Source organism: Rahnella bonaserana (genome assembly GCF_019049675.1).
Taxonomy (GTDB): domain Bacteria; phylum Pseudomonadota; class Gammaproteobacteria; order Enterobacterales; family Enterobacteriaceae; genus Rahnella; species Rahnella bonaserana.
The window spans coordinates 354,363-371,401 of record NZ_JAFMOW010000067.1 but is presented as its reverse complement, the minus strand read 5'-3'; the positions used below and the strand labels follow the sequence as shown (position 1 = coordinate 371,401).

The following is a 17,039-nucleotide window of genomic DNA, read 5'->3' as shown; positions in this document are numbered from 1 at the left end:
AGATTATGGAGAACGTCGTATGTATGACTTAATCATCCGCCAGGCATTACGCACAGACGGCAGCCTGACCGATATTGCTATTCAGGACGGCAAATTCGCCGCCATTGGCACGCTGGCAGCCGATGCCACTGCCCGCCAGACTCTCAATCTTCAGGGCAAGGTTTACGCCAGCGCGGGCTGGATCGACTCCCACGTTCACTGTTACCCAAAATCGCCGATTTATCACGACGACGCCGATCTGATTGGTGTCGCTTGCGGCGTCACTACCGTGGCGGATGCCGGCAGTACCGGCGCGAATGATGTCGACGATTTCTATCAGATCACCCGTGTGGCGAAAACCAACGTGTACGCGTTTCTGAATATCGCCCGCACCGGCATTGTCACGCAGAACGAACTGGCGGATATGACGCAGATCGACAAGGTCGGCGTGCGTGACGCCATCGCGCGAAATCCCGGTTTTATTATCGGCATCAAAGCGCGCATGAGCAGCAGCGTGGTCGGCCAGAACGGCATTAAGCCGCTGGTGCGTGCCAAAGAAATCCAGCAGGAAAATGACGACCTGCCGCTGATGGTGCATATCGGCAATAACCCGCCGAATCTCGATGAAATCGCGGATTTACTGACCTCCGGCGACATTATCACCCACTGCTATAACGGCAAGCCGAACCGCATTCTCTCGCCTGAAGGCGTACTGCGCGATTCGATTAAACGTGCGCTGAGCCGCGGTGTGCGGCTGGATGTCGGTCACGGTAGCGCGAGTTTCAGTTTCGAAGTGGCTGAACTGGCCATTAAACAAGGTATTTTGCCGCACACCATCAGCTCCGATATTTACTGCCGCAATCGCATGAACGGGCCAGTGCATAGCCTGGCGACCGTTATGTCGAAGTTCTTTAGTGTCGGTATGACCCTGACGCAGGTGATTGATTGCGTCACCTCGCACGCCGCTGATGCGCTGCGCCTGCCTGCTAAAGGCCGCCTGGAAGTCGGTGCTGATGCCGACCTGACCTTGTTTGAACAGCGTTTTGCGCCACAGGTATTTGTCGATTCCGAAGGACAGTCCGTGAAGGGCGAAAGTTTGCTGGTGCCTCTGGCCGCTGTGGTCGCGGGCGTCACCCTGTTAACCGAAGAAGGGAAATCTGCTCATGTCTTCTGAACAATCTTTATATGAAAAATATGATTTAAAACAGGTTATTAACGCCTCTGGTCGTATGACGGCGCTGGGGGTCTCTACGCCGCGTGAAGAAGTTGCAGCGGTAGTGAATACCGGTCTGAATCATTACTTCGAGATGAAAGATCTGGTGAATAAAACCGGCGCTTACATCGCGAAACTGCTGAACGTGGAAAACGCCGTGGTGGTGTCCTGTGCTTCCGCCGGGATCGCGCAGTCCGTAGCGGCTGTGATCGTCAAAGACGATGCCTGGCTGCTGGAAAACCTGCACACCGCACCGCTGGAAATCCCGCACGATATCGTGCTGCCAAAAGGCCATAACGTGAATTATGGCGCGCCGGTGGGCACGATGGTCACCATGGGCGGCGGCAAAGTGGTGGAAGCCGGTTACGCCAATGAATGTTCTGCCGCGCAGCTTGCTGCCTGCATCACACCGCGTACCGCCGCCATTCTGTACATCAAATCACATCACAGTGTGCAGAAAAGCATTCTGTCGGTGGCGGAAGCCGCTGCCGTTGCCCGTGAGCATAACCTGCCGCTGATCGTTGATGCTGCCGCAGAAGAAGACCTGACCTGTTATTACGAAATGGGCGCAGATCTGGTGATTTACAGTGGCGCGAAGGCCATCGAAGGGCCGACCAGCGGTCTGGTGCTCGGCAAAAAACAATACGTCGAATGGGTAAAACTGCAATCGGGCGGGATTGGCCGCGCAATGAAAGTTGGCAAAGAAGGCATTCTTGGCCTGACGCAGGCAATCGAAAGTTATATCACGCTGCCGAAAACGACCGGGCAGGAAATGGTCGACAAGATGACGCCATTTATCGCCAGCCTGAATGAAATCAACGGTGTCACCGGTCGCGTAGTCTGGGACAGCGCCGGGCGTGATATCGCCCGCACGGAAATTACTTTCGATGAAGCGGTGCTGGGCTGGAAAACCAAAGCCATTGTGGACGCCATGAAAAACGGCGACATCGCGATTTATTTCCGTGGTTACCGCGCCAACGAAGGCAAGATCGAAGTCGATGTGCGCAGCGTAACGCCACCGCAACTCGCCATCGTCGCACAGCGTTTTAAACAACTTTTCAGTGGAGAGAAAGCATGAAGCTGACCCCAAATTTCTACCGTGACCGCGTGTGCCTGAATGTGCTGGCGGGCTCGAAAGACAATGCCCGTGACATCTACGAAGCGGCTGAAGGTCATGTGCTGGTCGGTGTGCTTTCCAAAAATTATCCGGACGTCGCGAGCGCGGTGGCAGACATGAAAGAGTATGCCGCACTGATTGAAAACGCCTTGTCCGTCGGTTTAGGCGCAGGCGATCCGCGTCAGTCGCTGATGGTCAGCCAGATTTCTGCTCAGGTTCAGCCGCAGCATGTCAATCAGGTCTTTACCGGCGTGGGTACCAGCCGCGGGATGCTGGGGCAAAACGACAGCGTGGTCAACGGTCTGATTTCGCCGACCGGTAAACCCAGCTTTGTGAAGATCAACACCGGACCACTGAGTTCTGCTTCTGCTGACGCCATTGTGCCGGTGGAAACCGCCATTGCACTGCTGAAAGATATGGGTGGCAGCTCGGTAAAATATTTCCCGATGGGCGGACTGAAAACCCGTGACGAATTCGCTGCCGTGGCACGTGCCTGTGCAGAACAGGATTTCTGGCTGGAGCCGACCGGCGGTATCGATTTAGAAAACTTTGAGCCGATTATGGAAATCGCGCTGGCGGCGGGCGTGACTAAAATCATCCCACATATCTACAGCTCAATCATCGACAGCGCGTCGGGCAATACCCGTCCTGAAGATGTGAAAACCCTGCTGGCCAGCGTTAAAAAGCTGGTGGGCTGACGGCTCTGACCTTTCCTGCGCGGTAAGCCGTCTGCGCGGTTAAACACCCTGCATTCCTCAGCGACTGAGCGGGTGCAGGGTTCCCTCGTTTGTCTGATATCCCAAATTCTGAGGAAATGTATGAGAAACTGGTTTCTGATTTCAGGTTTAACCACCGCGATGCTGGCAGTGTCTGCCGTGCCGCTTTATGCAGCAGAAAAAACAATGACTTCGATGACTCCGCATTTTGCTTACGTCGGCACCTATAACCCGAACGGGGAAGGTGTCTACCGTTTTAAATTCGATCCGAAAACCGGCGCGCTGAGTGATAAAACCCTCGCCAGCCAGCTGCCGAATCAGGCGCAGATGGTGCTCAGCCACGACGGTAAAACGCTGTTTATCGGCAGTGAAATTGATAATTACAACGGCGGCAAACATGGCGCTGTGGCGGCCTATCGCATTGCGCCGGAAGACGGCAGCCTGACGCTGATTAACCAGGCGGATTCGCAGGGTGCAGGGCCGGTGTATTTATCGCTGACGCCAAAAGGTGATCATTTGCTGGTGGCGAACTACATCAGCGGCGTGGTGGCAGTGTTCCCGGTGGATGCCAGTGGAAAACTGAGTGAAGCCAGCAACAGCCAGCAGGATTCCGGACCGGCGGGAGCAGGGAAACCGGCGGCAGCGGCGGAGGGCAGTTTTGCTGTCAGCGATCATAACGGGCCGCACGCGCACATGATCGCCACCGATCCTTCCGGCAAGTTCGTGTTTTCAACCGATCTCGGCCTTGACCGGATCTATCAGTGGAAGCTCAACAGCGAAACCGGCGTGCTGGAAGCCAACGATCCGCCGTTTATCAAAGCCTCTTCAGAAGGTGCAGGACCGCGCCATTTTGTGTTTCATCCGAACGGCAAAGTGGTTTTCCTGATCAACGAGGAAGCCTCGACCCTGACCAGTTATCGCTTTGATACTACCCAAGGCACCCTGACGGAGTTGCACAGCCTGTCATCGTTACCGGCCGGTTTCAAAGGCACCAACTTTGCGGCCGGTATTGTGCTGAGCAAAGATGGCAAGCATCTGTATGTGGCGAACCGCCTGCATAACAGCATCGCGCAGATCAACGTGACCGGCGAAGGCGCGATGACGTGGAGTGACGAAACCTGGACGCGTGGCGATTATCCGCGAACGCTGACGTTGTCACCCGATGGCAAATATATTTACGCAATGAATCAACGAAGCGATAACATCACCAGATTCAAGATTTCTGGTGAAAACGGCAAACTGTCATTCGTAGATGATTATGTGGCTGTGGGCAGTCCCTCACAGTTGGTGATTGCGCCCTGACATCGTAATGCGTTAGAACCAAACCCTCTGTGTGGCAACCTTCCGGGTTTCTGCGCAGAGGGCGTATCCGCAATAATATGGAAGAACAATGGTGAGATTTCCCAATCAACGTCTGGCGCAATTGTTTGATGCGCTGCAAACCGAAACCCTTCCTCAGGATGAACTGGCAAAACGTTTGTCCGTTTCGACGCGCACGGTGCGTGCCGATATTACTGCGCTGAATGAAATCATCGCCGATTTTGGCGCGACGTTTGTACACAGCCGAGGCAGTGGGTATCAGCTGCGTATTGACGATCAGACGCTTTTCTCAACGCTACAGCAATCGACGCAACGAAAACCGAATCCGACGCCGCGCACTGCCGCTGAACGGGTGAAAACGTTGCTGATCCGCTTTTTGACCTCAGCTTTTTCATTGAAGCTGGAAGATCTGGCCGATGAATGGTTTGTCAGCCGGGGAACCCTGCAAAATGATATGGCTGAGGTGAGGGAGCATCTGGCTCGCTATCATCTGAATATCGAAACCAAACCGCGCTACGGTATGAAGCTGTTCGGCGCAGAACTGGCGATCCGCGCCTGTCTGACCGACCTGCTGTTTCAGCTTGATGCCGAAGAACAGGCGAATCCGCTGCTGAAGGCGGAAAGTCTGGAACCCGAGGCTCTGATACCGCTGACACGCTTTATGCATCAGGTGCTGACGCAGTCTTCTGTTCAGCTGACTGATGAGGGCGAGCAGTATCTGATCCTCTATTGTGCGGTGGCGATCAAGCGCATTACCGGCGGTTATCCGCTGACCGATTTTGATGCTGAAGACGGCGACCCGGCGGTGAAACAGGTCTCCATGCGGCTGGCTGCTGAGCTGAGAAATCTGGTCGGCAAGGAAATTCCGGCCTCTGAGGAAGCTTATCTGCGGGTGAATATCGCCGCACGTCGCGTACAGCAAATTCTGCCGACCGACATTAACGCTGATGATGACGAATCGCTGGTCGATTACATTCTGTCGTATATCAACTCGCACTATAACTATGATCTGCAGGGCGACAGGCAACTGCGCGCTGACTTGCTGACGCATATCAAGACCATGATTACGCGGGTGAAATATCAGATTAATATTCCCAATCCGCTGCTGAATAACATCAAACAGCATTATCCGATGGCCTATGACGTCACGCTGGCGGCAGTTTCCAGCTGGGGAAAATACACGCCTTATACGCTCAGTGAAAACGAGATTGGTTTTCTGGTGCTGCATATCGGCGTCGGACTGGAGCGACATTACAATATCGGCTACCAGCGGCATCCGCAGGTGATGTTTGTGTGTGACACCGGCAATTCAACCATCCGTATGATCCAGGCGCAGATTAACCGTAAGTATCCGCAACTGGTGATGAAACAGGTGGTTTCGCTGCGTGATTACGAGCAACTGGAGCATATCGACGAAGATTTTATTATTTCCAACGCCCGCATCACCGAGAAGAATAAGCCAGTGGTGGTGCTGTCACCGTTCCCGACTGAATACCAGATGGAGCAGCTCGGCAAGCTGGTGCTGGTCGACCGCACACGTCCTTATATGCTGGAAAAATTCTTCGACGAAAAACACTTCATGATCGTCAACGAGCCGATGACGCAGGCGGAGTTATTCCGCCATGTGTGTTCGCAGCTGGAAGAAGAAGGGTATGTCGATCAGGCGTTTTACCCGTCGGTGGTCGAGCGTGAGGAGATTGTCTCGACCATGCTGGGCGAAGGGATTGCACTGCCGCACTCGCTGGGACTGCTGGCGAAGAAAACCGTGGTGATCACGCTGCTCTCGCCGCAGGGCATTGCCTGGGGAGAAGGGGAAACCGCGCACGTGATTTTCCTGCTGGCGATCAGCAAAGCAGATTATGAAGAAGCGATGGCGATTTACGATTTGTTCGTGACGTTTGTGCGGGAACGCTCAATGAGCCGTCTGCTGAGCAGTGAAAATTTTGAAAGCTTCAAGGCCATTGCAATAGATTGCCTTTCCCGCATTTAGCCTGCGTCCTTGACGCCGCAGCGGCGTGAGCGGCGTTCGTTCACCCGAATCACTGACTGATGTCAGCTCATCGGGATTAATGAGCCTCGTCCCTGAGGCTCACCCTGCGGGCCAGCGCGAGCGCTGTTCAAATCGGTTCCTGACCGATTTGTCTCTCGCTTGCTGCCTTGCTGCAACGTCAATGACTATGGCTAAGAGTGAGGATTATTAGTCTTCGTCAAAACCTGAATTAATCAGATTTACGACGGCGCTGAGAGCCTGCTCTTCATCTGGCCCGGTGGCTTCGATTTCGATTTTCTGACCTTTCGGGGAATCAAGCATCAGCAGCGCGATCACGCTGCTGGCTTCTGCTTCAATGCCAGTGCCGTTGCGCAGCATCACTTCTGATTCAAAGCTCTGCACCAGTTCAAACAACTTCATCGCCGGACGGGCATGCATCCCTAACCGGTTTTTGATTTCTACCGTTTGTTTTACCGTCATGATTTGCGTTTTTCCAGCGTGCGATGGCGGGATTGCACATTTTTCCCGCGGGAACGGAAATAGTCGGCCAGTTGCTCGGCGATGTAGACCGAACGGTGCTTACCGCCGGTACAGCCAATGGCGACGGTCAGATAGCTGCGGTTGTTGGTTTCCAGCATCGGCAGCCACTGTTCGAGATAACTGCGGGTCTGGTAGATAAAGTTATGGACTTCGGTATGACGGTCGAGGAAGGCCGCCACCGGTTTGTCGAGGCCGGTCATCGGGCGCAGTTTCGGATCCCAGTGCGGGTTCGGCAGAAAACGTACGTCAAACACATAATCCGCATCAATCGGAATACCGTGTTTAAAACCGAAAGACTCGAACACCATCGTCAGTTCACGTTCGCGTTTACCCAGCAGGCGGGTACGCAGCATTTCTGCCAGTTCGTGCACGGACATTTCGGACGTGTCGATGATGAGATCGGCAGACGAACGCAGAGGCTCGAGCAGATCGGCTTCTTCATCAATGGCACTTTCGAGGGAGAGGTTTTTGCTGGAAAGCGGGTGCAAACGACGGGTGTCGCTGTAGCGGCGGATCAGCGTATTGCGGTCGGCGTCAAGGAACAGCAACTGCGGTGAGAAACTCTCCGGCAGTTGTGACATCGCATACTCATAAACTTCCGGGGTTTCCGGCATGTTACGCACGTCGATGCTGACGGCCGCTGACGTATTACGTTCAACGAGGGTCTGGGCAAGCTGCGGCAATAACACCACCGGCAGGTTATCCACACAGTAAAAACCCATGTCTTCCAATGCCCGTAGGGCAACCGATTTCCCGGAACCGGAACGGCCGCTGACAATCATCAGCACCATGGTGTCACTCCCCTGGCATTCAGTGTTCAGAATTCATTTTCCCGGCACCGTACCGGGAATCAGCAATTTATTCGTTTTCAGTCATTATCTGGAACAGTTCTTCGTCGCTTTGCGCACCACGCAGGCGGCGACACACTGTTTTATCAGCTAACTTCTTCGCGACCAAAGATAATGTATGTAAATGGGTTTTACATTGATCTGCCGGTACCAGCAAGGCAAAAAGTAAGTCTACCGGCTGATTATCGATGGCATCAAAAGCGATCGGTTGTTCCAGCTGAATGAACACCCCGACGGCACGTAAAGTATCTTCTTCCAGCTTACCGTGCGGGATGGCGATCCCGGCACCGATCCCGGTGCTGCCCATGCGTTCACGGGTCAAAATGGCGTCGAAAATCACCTGTGGCGACAAATTAAGTTGTCTGGCGGCCAGTTCGCTGATGATTTCCAGTGCGCGTTTTTTGCTGGCGCAATGAACGCCGCTTTTGGTGCATTCGGCATTAAGCACCGACGTTAATTGCATTGCTATATCGTTGATCATGTCATCTTTCACTTTTGCGCTGTTTCACCCTTAAAGCTATATCGGCTCGTTTCCCGAAGGTCACAAGCCGATGCCCGAAGGTTTGTAGCACAGGGTTGGCTACATGAATGTCAGTGCTGTTTCAGTTTGTCTTTATGTTTATTCAGCTGGCGGGCCAGTTTATCAACCAGTCCGTCAATCGCTGCGTACATATCCTGATGTTCCGAGGTGGCATGTAACTCGCCTCCATTCACATGCAAAGTCGCTTCGGCAACTTTTTGCACCTTTTCCACGCTCAACACCACATACACCTGATTAATCCTGTCGAAATACTGCTCAAGCTTGGCCAGCTTCGACGTGATGAATTCTCTCAGGGGATCCGTGATCTCAATGTGATGTCCGGTAATGTTGAGCTGCATAATGTCTTCCTTCTCTGTTGAGGTCAAACTAACTGTTTACGTTGGTTTGAGGGCGGGATGGACAAAGACTCTCGGTATTTGGCGACAGTTCGGCGTGCAACCATAATTCCCTGATCGGAAAGCAGGGTCGCTAACTTACTGTCACTGAGCGGTTTTACAGGATTCTCCGCTGCGATTAATTTCTTCACCAGCGCCCGGATCGCGGTTGACGATGCCTCGCCGCCGCTGTCTGTACTGACATGGCTGGAAAAGAAATACTTCAGTTCGAAAATGCCACGCGGGCTGTGCAGAAACTTCTGCGTCGTGACGCGTGAAATCGTCGATTCGTGCATTTCTACGGCGCTGGCGATATCGGCCAGCACCATAGGTTTCATAAATTCTTCACCCAGTTCAAAGAACGCCTGCTGCTGCTCAACGATACAGCGCGTGACTTTCAACAGCGTGTCGTTACGGCTTTCCAGGCTTTTGATTAACCACTTGGCTTCCTGCAGATTGCTGCGGATAAATTGCCCGTCGCTGTCGCTGCGTGCGGAATTACCCATCGCGGCGTACTGCTGGTTAATCTTCAGACGCGGAATGCTGTCGGAATTAAGTTCAACCGTCCAGACCCCTGACACTTTGCGCACCAGCACATCCGGGATCACGTATTCGGATTCGCCGGTATTGATCGACTGGCCCGGACGCGGATCAAGAGACTGGATCAGGAGCATCGCTCCTTTCAGTGTATCTTCTTTTAACCGGGTTGATCGCATAAGTGCGCGGAAATCATGGTTCGCCAGCAAATCCAGATGTTCGCTGATGATAAGACGGGCTTCGGTGATGAAAGGCGTGTCGGTCGCATACTGGGAAAGCTGGATCAGCAGGCAGTCGCGCAGATCGCGCGCGGCCACGCCGACCGGGTCAAAGCGCTGTACGCGTTTGAGCACGGCTTCCACTTCATCCATCGTGACGTTTTCATCCCCGACGCTTTCCAGAATGTCGTCAAGAGAAACGGTGAGATAACCGGTGTCATCGACCGCATCGACAATGGAGGTGGCAATGGCCGCATCAGTGTCAGAAAACGGTGTCAGCTCGACCTGCCACATCAGGTAATCCTGAAGGGTCTGGGTGGTTTCACCCTGATAAATCGGCAGCTCGTCGTCGCTGTAATCATTACCGGTGCCGGAAGGCGTGCCCGCGGTATAGATTTCATCCCAGGTCGCATCCAGCGGCAGCTCTTCGGGCATGTCTTTTTGCTCGAGTGCTTCGCGGGTATCTAACCCTTCGCTGTCGGTGGCTTCTACCGAGTCGATTTCTTCATGGAGGTCGGTTTGTTCAAGCAGAGGGTTGCTCTCCAGCGCGAGTTGGATCTCCTGTTGGAGCTCAAGCGTGGACAATTGCAACAGGCGGATGGCCTGTTGTAACTGTGGAGTCATTGCCAGTTGTTGGCTGAATCTGAGTTGCAAACCTTGCTTCATATCTTGGCTTTATTTCCGTTGATGAGTGAAAACGGCAACACTTCTGTCAGAGACGGCCCGTTTCATTTTAAGGCGAAACAGGCACGGTTCCGGCGGCACAGATCACAGACGGAATTCTTCACCAAGATAAACACGTTTAACTTGTTCATCAGCAAGAATATCGGCGGGTGTGCCGTGGGCGATTAATTTGCCCTGACTGACGATGTAAGCGCGTTCACACACGTCGAGCGTTTCGCGAACGTTATGGTCGGTGATCAGTACGCCGAGGCCGCTGTCACGCAAATGCTCAATGATTTTTTTGATGTCGATAACTGAAATCGGGTCAACACCGGCGAAGGGTTCATCCAGCAGGATGAATTTAGGGTTCGCTGCCAGCGCACGGGCGATTTCAACACGACGGCGTTCACCACCGGACAGTGACTGACCGAGGTTATCGCGCAAATGAGAAATATGGAACTCTTCCATCAGTTCATTGGCGCGATCGTTACGCTGTTCTTTATTCAGATCATCGCGGATCTGCAACACAGCCATCAGGTTATCAAAGACACTGAGGCGGCGGAAAATGGAGGCTTCCTGAGGGAGATAGCCAATCCCGCGACGGGCGCGGGTATGCAATGGCAACAGGCTGATGTCTTCATCATCGACGACAATACGGCCCGCATCACGCTGCACAATGCCGACGACCATGTAAAACGTGGTGGTTTTACCGGCCCCGTTTGGGCCCAATAACCCGACGATTTCGCCGGAGTTGACCATCAGGCTGACATCTTCAACGACCTTGCGGCCCTTGTAAGCTTTTGCCAGATTCTCTGCGATTAATTTAGCCATAACAATCAGTTACTCTTTTTGGTCGGCTGGCCCGCCGCTGCAGGTGTTTTCTGTTGCAGCTGCGAAGGAACCAGAACGGTCGTCACACGGTTACCTTTATCACTGAAGGCTTGCATTTGCTGTTTCTGCACCAGATAAGTAATACGGTCGCCTTTGACGTTGCTGTCGAGCTGTTCAAGATAAGCGTTGCCGGTCAGGGTCACCAGATCGTTTTCCACTTCATAGCGGACTTTCTGCGCATGACCTTTCACCGGCTTGCCGTTGTCCTGCATCTGATAGAACGTCACCGGGTTACCGTAACCTTCAACCACTTCTTTGCCGGAAACGCCTTGCGGACGAATGACCACAACTTTGTCCGCTTTAACCTGGATCGTGCCCTGATTTACCACCACATTACCGGTAAAGGTCGCGGTATTGGTATTCACGTCCAGCGCCTGATTAGCCGAATCAATGGTAATCGGTTTGGTCGTGTCATCTTTCAAGGCGAATGCCGGCACGCTGACGGCTAACAATGAGCTGACGATCAGGAGATTACGGATTTTATTTTTTGCTTTGAATTTCATAAGAGGTCGTTACCTTTTCGATCAGCTCTGCTGTTTTATCACGCAGATTACCACGCATTTTCATGCCGTTAGATGTAAAACCTGTACCATAAAGCGTTACTTCATCGTCTGAGGCAACGTCCTGTGTCGTCAGGTTAACCCGTGCATTGTCCGTTTTGATTCTTTGCAACTGCGAAGTCTCAGGTGTCAGGCTGTCTGCCTGCACATGCCCGTAAAGATAGAGCATTTTATCCTGAGTCAGCTTGGCCTTGTCAGAATGCAGCACCCACGTCGGGACTTTATTTTTGTCGTACATGGTCGCTACCGGATTGGTAAACCATGTCACCTGATCAGTGGTGTAATATTTCACCTGATCTGAAACCAGTTTATATGTCAGGCTACCAAGAGGATCGTACACCATCGTGACGGTGTGGGAGCTCTGGTATGTCGGATCCTGATCGTTGACTGCCGGCTGGATGTCATCGCTGTTGTCAGACATTGACCAGCCGATCAGAACCAGAACGATGGCGGTCAGCGCCAGAATAATCCAAAGTCTTGTTTTACTCATATCGAGAGCCCTTTGGCGTCCTCCAGCTTACCCTGTGCCAGTAAAATTAAATCGCACAATTCGCGTACTGCACCACGTCCGCCGGCAATGCGGGTGACATAATGCGCTTTCGGCAACAGGATAGGATGCGCGTCCTGAACGGCAACCGAAAGACCGACTTGTGCCATAACCGGCCAGTCGATCAGGTCATCACCGATGTAGGCCACTTCTTCGGCCCGCAAAGACAGTGTATCTAACAGTTCGCGGAAGGCCAAAAGCTTATCCGATTGTCCCTGATACAAGTGGCGTATACCGAGGGTTTTAGCGCGATCTTCCAGTAATTTCGCATTGCGGCCTGTAATAATCGCAACCTCAATGTCAGAAGTGAGCAGACAGCGGATACCGTAACCGTCGCGAACGTTAAAACTTTTCAGCTCTTCTCCCTGATTTCCCATGTAGATCAGGCCATCAGACATCACGCCATCTACATCGCAAATCAGCAGGCGGATAGCTTTCGCCCGTTCCAGCACTTGCGTGCTGACCGGACCGTAGCAAGTTTCCACCAGGGCTGCGCTATTACTCATTCAGGGGATTCCTCAATTAAACTACGCCAGCGCGCAGCATGTCGTGCATATGTAACACACCCAGCAACTGGTCACCATCAGCAACCATCACGCAGGTTATGTTTTTTTCCTGCATTAAATTCAGCGCATCCACCGCCAGAAGAGAAGGGCGGACGCGGATACCGCCTGTCGTCATCACATCGGCAATCGAGGCTTCATTGATGTTAACGCCCATATCGAAGATGCGGCGTAAATCACCATCGGTAAAGATACCTTCGATGCGCATCAGGTCGTTGCAGATAACCGTCATGCCCAGATTCTTGCGCGTGATTTCCAGCAAGGCGTCACGCAAAGAGGCGTCGCGGCTGACATGCGGAATTTCGTCACCGGTGTGCATAATATCGCTCACGCGCAGTAAGAGCTTGCGACCCAGTGCTCCGCCCGGATGGGAAAGGGCGAAATCTTCAGGTGTGAAACCGCGGGCTTCCAGCAGGGCCACTGCCAGCGCATCGCCCATGACCAATACCGCCGTGGTGCTGCTGGTCGGTGCCAGTCCCAGCGGGCAGGCTTCTTTGGGTACTTTCACGCAAAGATGTACATCGGCTGCTTTGCCCATGGTGCTTTCCGGATTAGACGTCATGCAGATAAGCGTGATGTCCAGACGTTTGAGTACCGGGATCAGCCCGAGAATTTCATGAGCTTCACCGGAATTGGAAATCAGGATCACAACGTCCTGTTTCGACACCATGCCCAGATCACCGTGGCTGGCTTCGCCCGGATGGACAAAGAAAGCCGGTGTGCCGGTGCTGGCAAAGGTCGCCGCCATCTTGCGCCCGATGTGGCCGGATTTACCCATTCCCATGACGACGACTTTGCCGTTGCAGGCGAAGATTTTTTCGCATGCACGGGTAAAATCGCCGTTAATGTATTGATCTAACTGCTCAAGTCCTTCACGTTCTGTTTTCAGCACATCACGCCCGACTGCCTGGAAATCAAAGTCGGAGGCGAAGGTAAAGTTAGCCATAATCAGTTCCTGACAAAGTTCAGAAGGCAATGCTGTCCGGTAACAGGAACAGAACCGCCATATAGGCGATAAATCCACACAGTAACAGTGCGCCGGCGAGATGTCCGATACGGTGTTTACGCATCAGGCACAGCCCTGAAAGCACGATACTGACCGCCAGCATGACCCAGTAATCGCGATGAAACGCGTCCGGGTTGAACGAGCCTGGCGCAACCAGCGCGGGTAAACCCAGCACCAGACAGGTATTAAAAATATTCGCACCAATGATATTGCCCAGTGCGATATCATCTTCGCCTTTAATGGCACCGGCGATAAACGTCGCGAGTTCCGGCAGGCTGGTGCCGATGGCGATAACCGTCAGGCCAATCACCAGTTCGCTGACGCCAAAGTAACGGGCAATGACTGTACTGTTATCGACAATCATGCCTGACGCCAGTGGCATGATGATAAAGCCCAGAGCCAGCCACAGAAATGCCACGGTGTTGCTGCTGTCCTGGGGAAGTTCGGACATCTGCTCGTACGTCAGCGTATCCAGCCCTTCTTTTTCGGCCGCGCGGGCGATTTTTATCACCAGCATCATAAACACGGCGGCACTGGCCAGCAGCAGAACGCCGTCAAACCGGCTGAGTTCCCCGTCACTTAGCACAAAACCACAGAGTGCTGTGACCAGTAACAATAATGGGAGTTCGCGGCGTAATATATCAGAACGAACGGAAAGTGGATGAATCAGGGCTGCACCGCCCAAAATCAGAAGAATATTAATGATATTCGAACCAATTGCGTTTCCGACGGCCAAATCCATCTGATCATTGATGGCGGCTGTGGTAGAAACCACCAGTTCCGGGAGAGATATTCCGACGCCGACGACGGTCATGCCAATCACCAGCGGAGGTATGCCTATTGAGCGTGCCAACACTGCGGCTCCGTACACCAGACGATCGGCGGCGTAAACTAACAGTAACAAGCCGACAATCATCAGTACGATAGCGAGAAGCATGAAACATCCTTTATTGGGTATAATGCGAGGTTCGTTGCCTTTGCAGGCAGGCGATTCCTTCGTCAACATGAGCTAAGGCAACATTTTCTCTGAAAACAAGGCCAGCAGGTTCCTGTATGTTAGACGATGAAGGCTTTTATTTTAAAATGATAATTCATCGATTTTGACCGTCTGTGGCGGAAAAGTAAAACGATGGCAACTTTGGTAACGAAACCGGGGTAAGTTTTTGTAAAAATACCAAAGTTATACGACACCCCATCAGGGTCAGACGTATTCTTAGCGAAAGCATTCCGAAGGGATAAACTGAATGAGTCAAAGCGAATCGAATCTGGTTGAGATCAAGGGCATGAGTTTCGTGCGCGGCGATCGTCCCATTTTCGAAGAGATCAATATGACCGTGCCACGAGGCAAAGTCACCGCGATCATGGGGCCTTCGGGGATCGGTAAAACCACCTTGCTGCGTCTGATCGGCGGGCAACTGACGCCTGACAGCGGAGAAATCTGGTTCGACGGAGACAACATTCCGACGTTGTCACGCCGTAAGCTGTACGAATCCCGCAAGAAAATGAGCATGTTGTTTCAGTCCGGTGCATTGTTTACTGACCTGACTGTGTTCGAGAATGTGGCCTTCCCGTTGCGTGAGCACAGTAAATTGCCGGAAGAACTGTTGCGCAGCACCGTGACCATGAAACTCGAAGCGGTAGGTTTACGCGGTGCCGGTGACCTGATGCCTGCTGAGTTATCTGGCGGGATGGCGCGTCGCGTGGCGCTGGCGCGTGCGATTGCGCTTGATCCGGAACTCATCATGTTCGATGAGCCTTTTGTGGGTCAGGACCCGATCACGATGGGCGTGCTGGTGAAGCTTATCGATGAGCTTAATCATGCGCTGGGCGTGACCTGTATCGTCGTCTCTCATGACGTACCTGAAGTACTCAGTATTGCGGATTATGCGTATATTGTGGCGGCACAGCATGTCATTGCTGAAGGTACACCAGAGGAATTGCAAAATAACCCTGATCCGCGAGTTCGCCAGTTCCTCGACGGTATTGCCGACGGACCGGTGCCTTTCCGTTTTCCTGCCGGTGATTACAAAACCGAGCTGCTCGGATGATGGAGTTCCTAATAAATGTTCATTAAGGCCTTAGCCTCTGTCGGGCGCCGCGGAATAAACACCTGTGCGTCTTTTGGCCGTGCCGGTCTGATGCTCTTTCGGGCGTTGGTCGGTAAGCCGCAATTTGCCAAACAATGGCCGCTGCTGATCAAGCAGCTCTACAGCGTTGGCGTGCTTTCCCTGCTGATCATCCTGGTTTCCGGCCTGTTTATCGGCATGGTACTGGGCTTGCAGGGATACCTGATTTTAACCACCTACAGCGCTGAGGCCAGCCTCGGTATGATGGTGGCGCTTTCCCTGCTGCGTGAGCTGGGTCCTGTGGTAACGGCGCTGCTGTTTGCTGGTCGTGCGGGTTCTGCCCTGACCGCTGAGCTGGGGCTGATGAAGGCCACCGAGCAAATTTCCAGTCTGGAAATGATGGCTATCGATCCGCTGCGCCGCGTTGTGGCACCGCGTTTCTGGGCCGGTCTGATTTCCATGCCTCTGCTGACGGCGATTTTTGTCGCGGTGGGGATCTGGGGCGGCTCGCTGGTCGGCGTGGACTGGAAAGGGATCGACAGCGGATTCTTCTGGTCAGCGATGCAAACTTCCGTAGACTGGCGGACTGACCTGCTCAACTGCCTGATTAAAAGCCTTGTTTTCGCTATCACCGTGACCTGGATTGCGTTGTTCAATGGCTATGATGCGATACCGACGTCCGAAGGGATCAGCCGGGCAACGACACGTACTGTGGTGCATTCGTCACTGGCGGTGCTGGGATTGGATTTTGTGCTGACAGCACTGATGTTTGGAAATTAAACCATGCAAACGAAAAAGAGTGAAATCTGGGTAGGCGCATTTTTGATCATCGCATTGATTGCGGTGTTATTCCTGTGTCTGAAAGTGGCCGACATCCGTTCAATCGGCTCAGACCCGACTTACCGTATTTCTGCGGACTTCGACAATATCGGCGGCCTGAAAAGCGGTTCTCCGGTCAAAGTCGGCGGCGTGGTGATTGGTCGCGTCAGCAGCATATCGCTTGATAAAAACTATTCTCCACGCGTAGAAATGGATATTGACCAGAAGTACAACCAGATCCCGAGCACCAGTACGCTGGCTATCCGCACCTCGGGTTTACTGGGTGAGCAATTCCTGGCGCTGAACATTGGTTTTGAAGACCCTGACATGGGAACGACTATCCTTAAAAACGGTGGCGTCATTCAGGACACCAAATCGGCGCTGGTTCTCGAAGACCTGATTGGCCAGTTCCTTTATAAGAGCGGCGACGGGAAAGCGGATCCGGATGCAGGGTCTGCGCCCGCAGCACCTGCGGGCGATTCTGCCCCTGCGCCTGACGCTAATACGGCTCCACAACCGGCTGCTCATTAA

At 53.2% G+C, this 17,039-nt stretch carries 19 protein-coding genes; 8 read left to right on the top strand and 11 right to left on the bottom strand.

Translation table 11 applies throughout. The features are described from left to right. Positions 1-19: 19 nt before the first annotated feature. The 5 genes from J1778_RS21145 to J1778_RS21125 all read left to right on the top strand — a co-directional run bounded on the left by J1778_RS21145 (position 20) and on the right by J1778_RS21125 (position 6,335). Entirely contained in the window at positions 20-1,153 is a 1,134-nt protein-coding gene (locus J1778_RS21145) for an amidohydrolase/deacetylase family metallohydrolase (RefSeq protein ID WP_217174831.1), read from the top strand. Further along, positions 1,143-2,270 carry a DgaE family pyridoxal phosphate-dependent ammonia lyase gene (locus J1778_RS21140; RefSeq protein WP_217174830.1) on the top strand — a complete coding sequence of 376 codons (1,128 nt, stop codon included), beginning with the start codon at positions 1,143-1,145 and terminating at the stop codon, positions 2,268-2,270. Before J1778_RS21145 ends, J1778_RS21140 begins: the two co-directional genes overlap by 11 nt. Then, on the top strand, positions 2,267-3,007 hold the full coding sequence (gene dagF / locus J1778_RS21135) for a 2-dehydro-3-deoxy-phosphogluconate aldolase (RefSeq protein ID WP_217174829.1): 741 nt from the start codon (positions 2,267-2,269) through the stop codon (positions 3,005-3,007). Before J1778_RS21140 ends, dagF begins: the two co-directional genes overlap by 4 nt. A gap of 120 nt (positions 3,008-3,127) precedes the next feature. Beyond that, positions 3,128-4,327 carry a lactonase family protein gene (locus J1778_RS21130; protein WP_217174828.1) on the top strand — a complete coding sequence of 400 codons (1,200 nt, stop codon included), beginning with the start codon at positions 3,128-3,130 and terminating at the stop codon, positions 4,325-4,327. An 88-nt stretch (positions 4,328-4,415) separates the two neighbouring features. Further along, entirely contained in the window at positions 4,416-6,335 is a 1,920-nt protein-coding gene (locus J1778_RS21125) for a BglG family transcription antiterminator (protein ID WP_217174827.1), read from the top strand. Positions 6,336-6,542: 207 nt separating this feature from the next. Here the strand turns inward: J1778_RS21125 and npr are convergent, their stop codons facing one another. The 11 genes from npr to J1778_RS21070 form a co-directional block, all read right to left on the bottom strand. Continuing rightward, a complete protein-coding gene (npr, locus tag J1778_RS21120; RefSeq protein ID WP_112288366.1) occupies positions 6,543-6,815 on the bottom strand; it encodes a PTS phosphocarrier protein NPr in 273 nt (90 codons plus the stop codon). Further along, the gene (gene rapZ, locus J1778_RS21115) at positions 6,812-7,666 is read right to left on the bottom strand and encodes an RNase adapter RapZ (RefSeq protein ID WP_013577261.1); all 855 of its coding nucleotides are present in this window, start codon (positions 7,664-7,666) and stop codon (positions 6,812-6,814) included. The genes npr and rapZ overlap by 4 nt, the downstream gene beginning before the upstream one ends. A 67-nt stretch (positions 7,667-7,733) precedes the next feature. Then, a complete protein-coding gene (gene ptsN / locus J1778_RS21110; RefSeq protein WP_192878634.1) occupies positions 7,734-8,216 on the bottom strand; it encodes a PTS IIA-like nitrogen regulatory protein PtsN in 483 nt (160 codons plus the stop codon). Positions 8,217-8,314: 98 nt separating this feature from the next. Next, positions 8,315-8,602: a ribosome hibernation promoting factor gene (hpf, locus tag J1778_RS21105; RefSeq protein WP_013577259.1), complete on the bottom strand. Its 288-nt coding sequence runs from the start codon at positions 8,600-8,602 to the stop codon at positions 8,315-8,317. Positions 8,603-8,625: 23 nt separating this feature from the next. Then, positions 8,626-10,059, bottom strand: coding sequence for an RNA polymerase factor sigma-54 (gene rpoN / locus J1778_RS21100; RefSeq protein ID WP_217174826.1), 1,434 nt, complete (start codon positions 10,057-10,059; stop codon positions 8,626-8,628). A gap of 102 nt (positions 10,060-10,161) precedes the next feature. Then, complete coding sequence (gene lptB / locus J1778_RS21095) at positions 10,162-10,887, bottom strand: LPS export ABC transporter ATP-binding protein (protein ID WP_217174825.1); 726 nt, start codon at positions 10,885-10,887, stop codon at positions 10,162-10,164. 5 nt (positions 10,888-10,892) lie between these two features. Beyond that, positions 10,893-11,450 (bottom strand): lipopolysaccharide ABC transporter substrate-binding protein LptA, encoded by a 558-nt coding sequence (gene lptA / locus J1778_RS21090; protein ID WP_217174824.1) that lies wholly within the window; start codon positions 11,448-11,450, stop codon positions 10,893-10,895. Then, entirely contained in the window at positions 11,428-11,997 is a 570-nt protein-coding gene (gene lptC, locus J1778_RS21085; RefSeq protein ID WP_217174823.1) for an LPS export ABC transporter periplasmic protein LptC, read from the bottom strand. The genes lptA and lptC overlap by 23 nt, the downstream gene beginning before the upstream one ends. Beyond that, on the bottom strand, positions 11,994-12,560 hold the full coding sequence (kdsC, locus tag J1778_RS21080; protein ID WP_217174822.1) for a 3-deoxy-manno-octulosonate-8-phosphatase KdsC: 567 nt from the start codon (positions 12,558-12,560) through the stop codon (positions 11,994-11,996). The genes lptC and kdsC overlap by 4 nt, the downstream gene beginning before the upstream one ends. Before the next feature lie 16 nt (positions 12,561-12,576). Continuing rightward, complete coding sequence (gene kdsD, locus J1778_RS21075; protein WP_217174821.1) at positions 12,577-13,563, bottom strand: arabinose-5-phosphate isomerase KdsD; 987 nt, start codon at positions 13,561-13,563, stop codon at positions 12,577-12,579. A gap of 19 nt (positions 13,564-13,582) precedes the next feature. After that, positions 13,583-14,560: a calcium/sodium antiporter gene (locus tag J1778_RS21070; RefSeq protein ID WP_112288373.1), complete on the bottom strand. Its 978-nt coding sequence runs from the start codon at positions 14,558-14,560 to the stop codon at positions 13,583-13,585. Positions 14,561-14,867: 307 nt separating this feature from the next. On the opposite strand from J1778_RS21070, the gene mlaF reads away from it, so the two are divergent. From mlaF to mlaD, 3 genes are read left to right on the top strand one after another with little or no spacing between them, the layout of a single operon-like run. Continuing rightward, entirely contained in the window at positions 14,868-15,671 is an 804-nt protein-coding gene (mlaF, locus tag J1778_RS21065) for a phospholipid ABC transporter ATP-binding protein MlaF (RefSeq protein WP_217174820.1), read from the top strand. Positions 15,672-15,686: 15 nt separating this feature from the next. Next, the gene (mlaE, locus tag J1778_RS21060; RefSeq protein ID WP_217174819.1) at positions 15,687-16,469 is read left to right on the top strand and encodes a lipid asymmetry maintenance ABC transporter permease subunit MlaE; all 783 of its coding nucleotides are present in this window, start codon (positions 15,687-15,689) and stop codon (positions 16,467-16,469) included. A 3-nt stretch (positions 16,470-16,472) separates the two neighbouring features. After that, positions 16,473-17,039 carry an outer membrane lipid asymmetry maintenance protein MlaD gene (gene mlaD, locus J1778_RS21055; protein WP_217174818.1) on the top strand — a complete coding sequence of 189 codons (567 nt, stop codon included), beginning with the start codon at positions 16,473-16,475 and terminating at the stop codon, positions 17,037-17,039.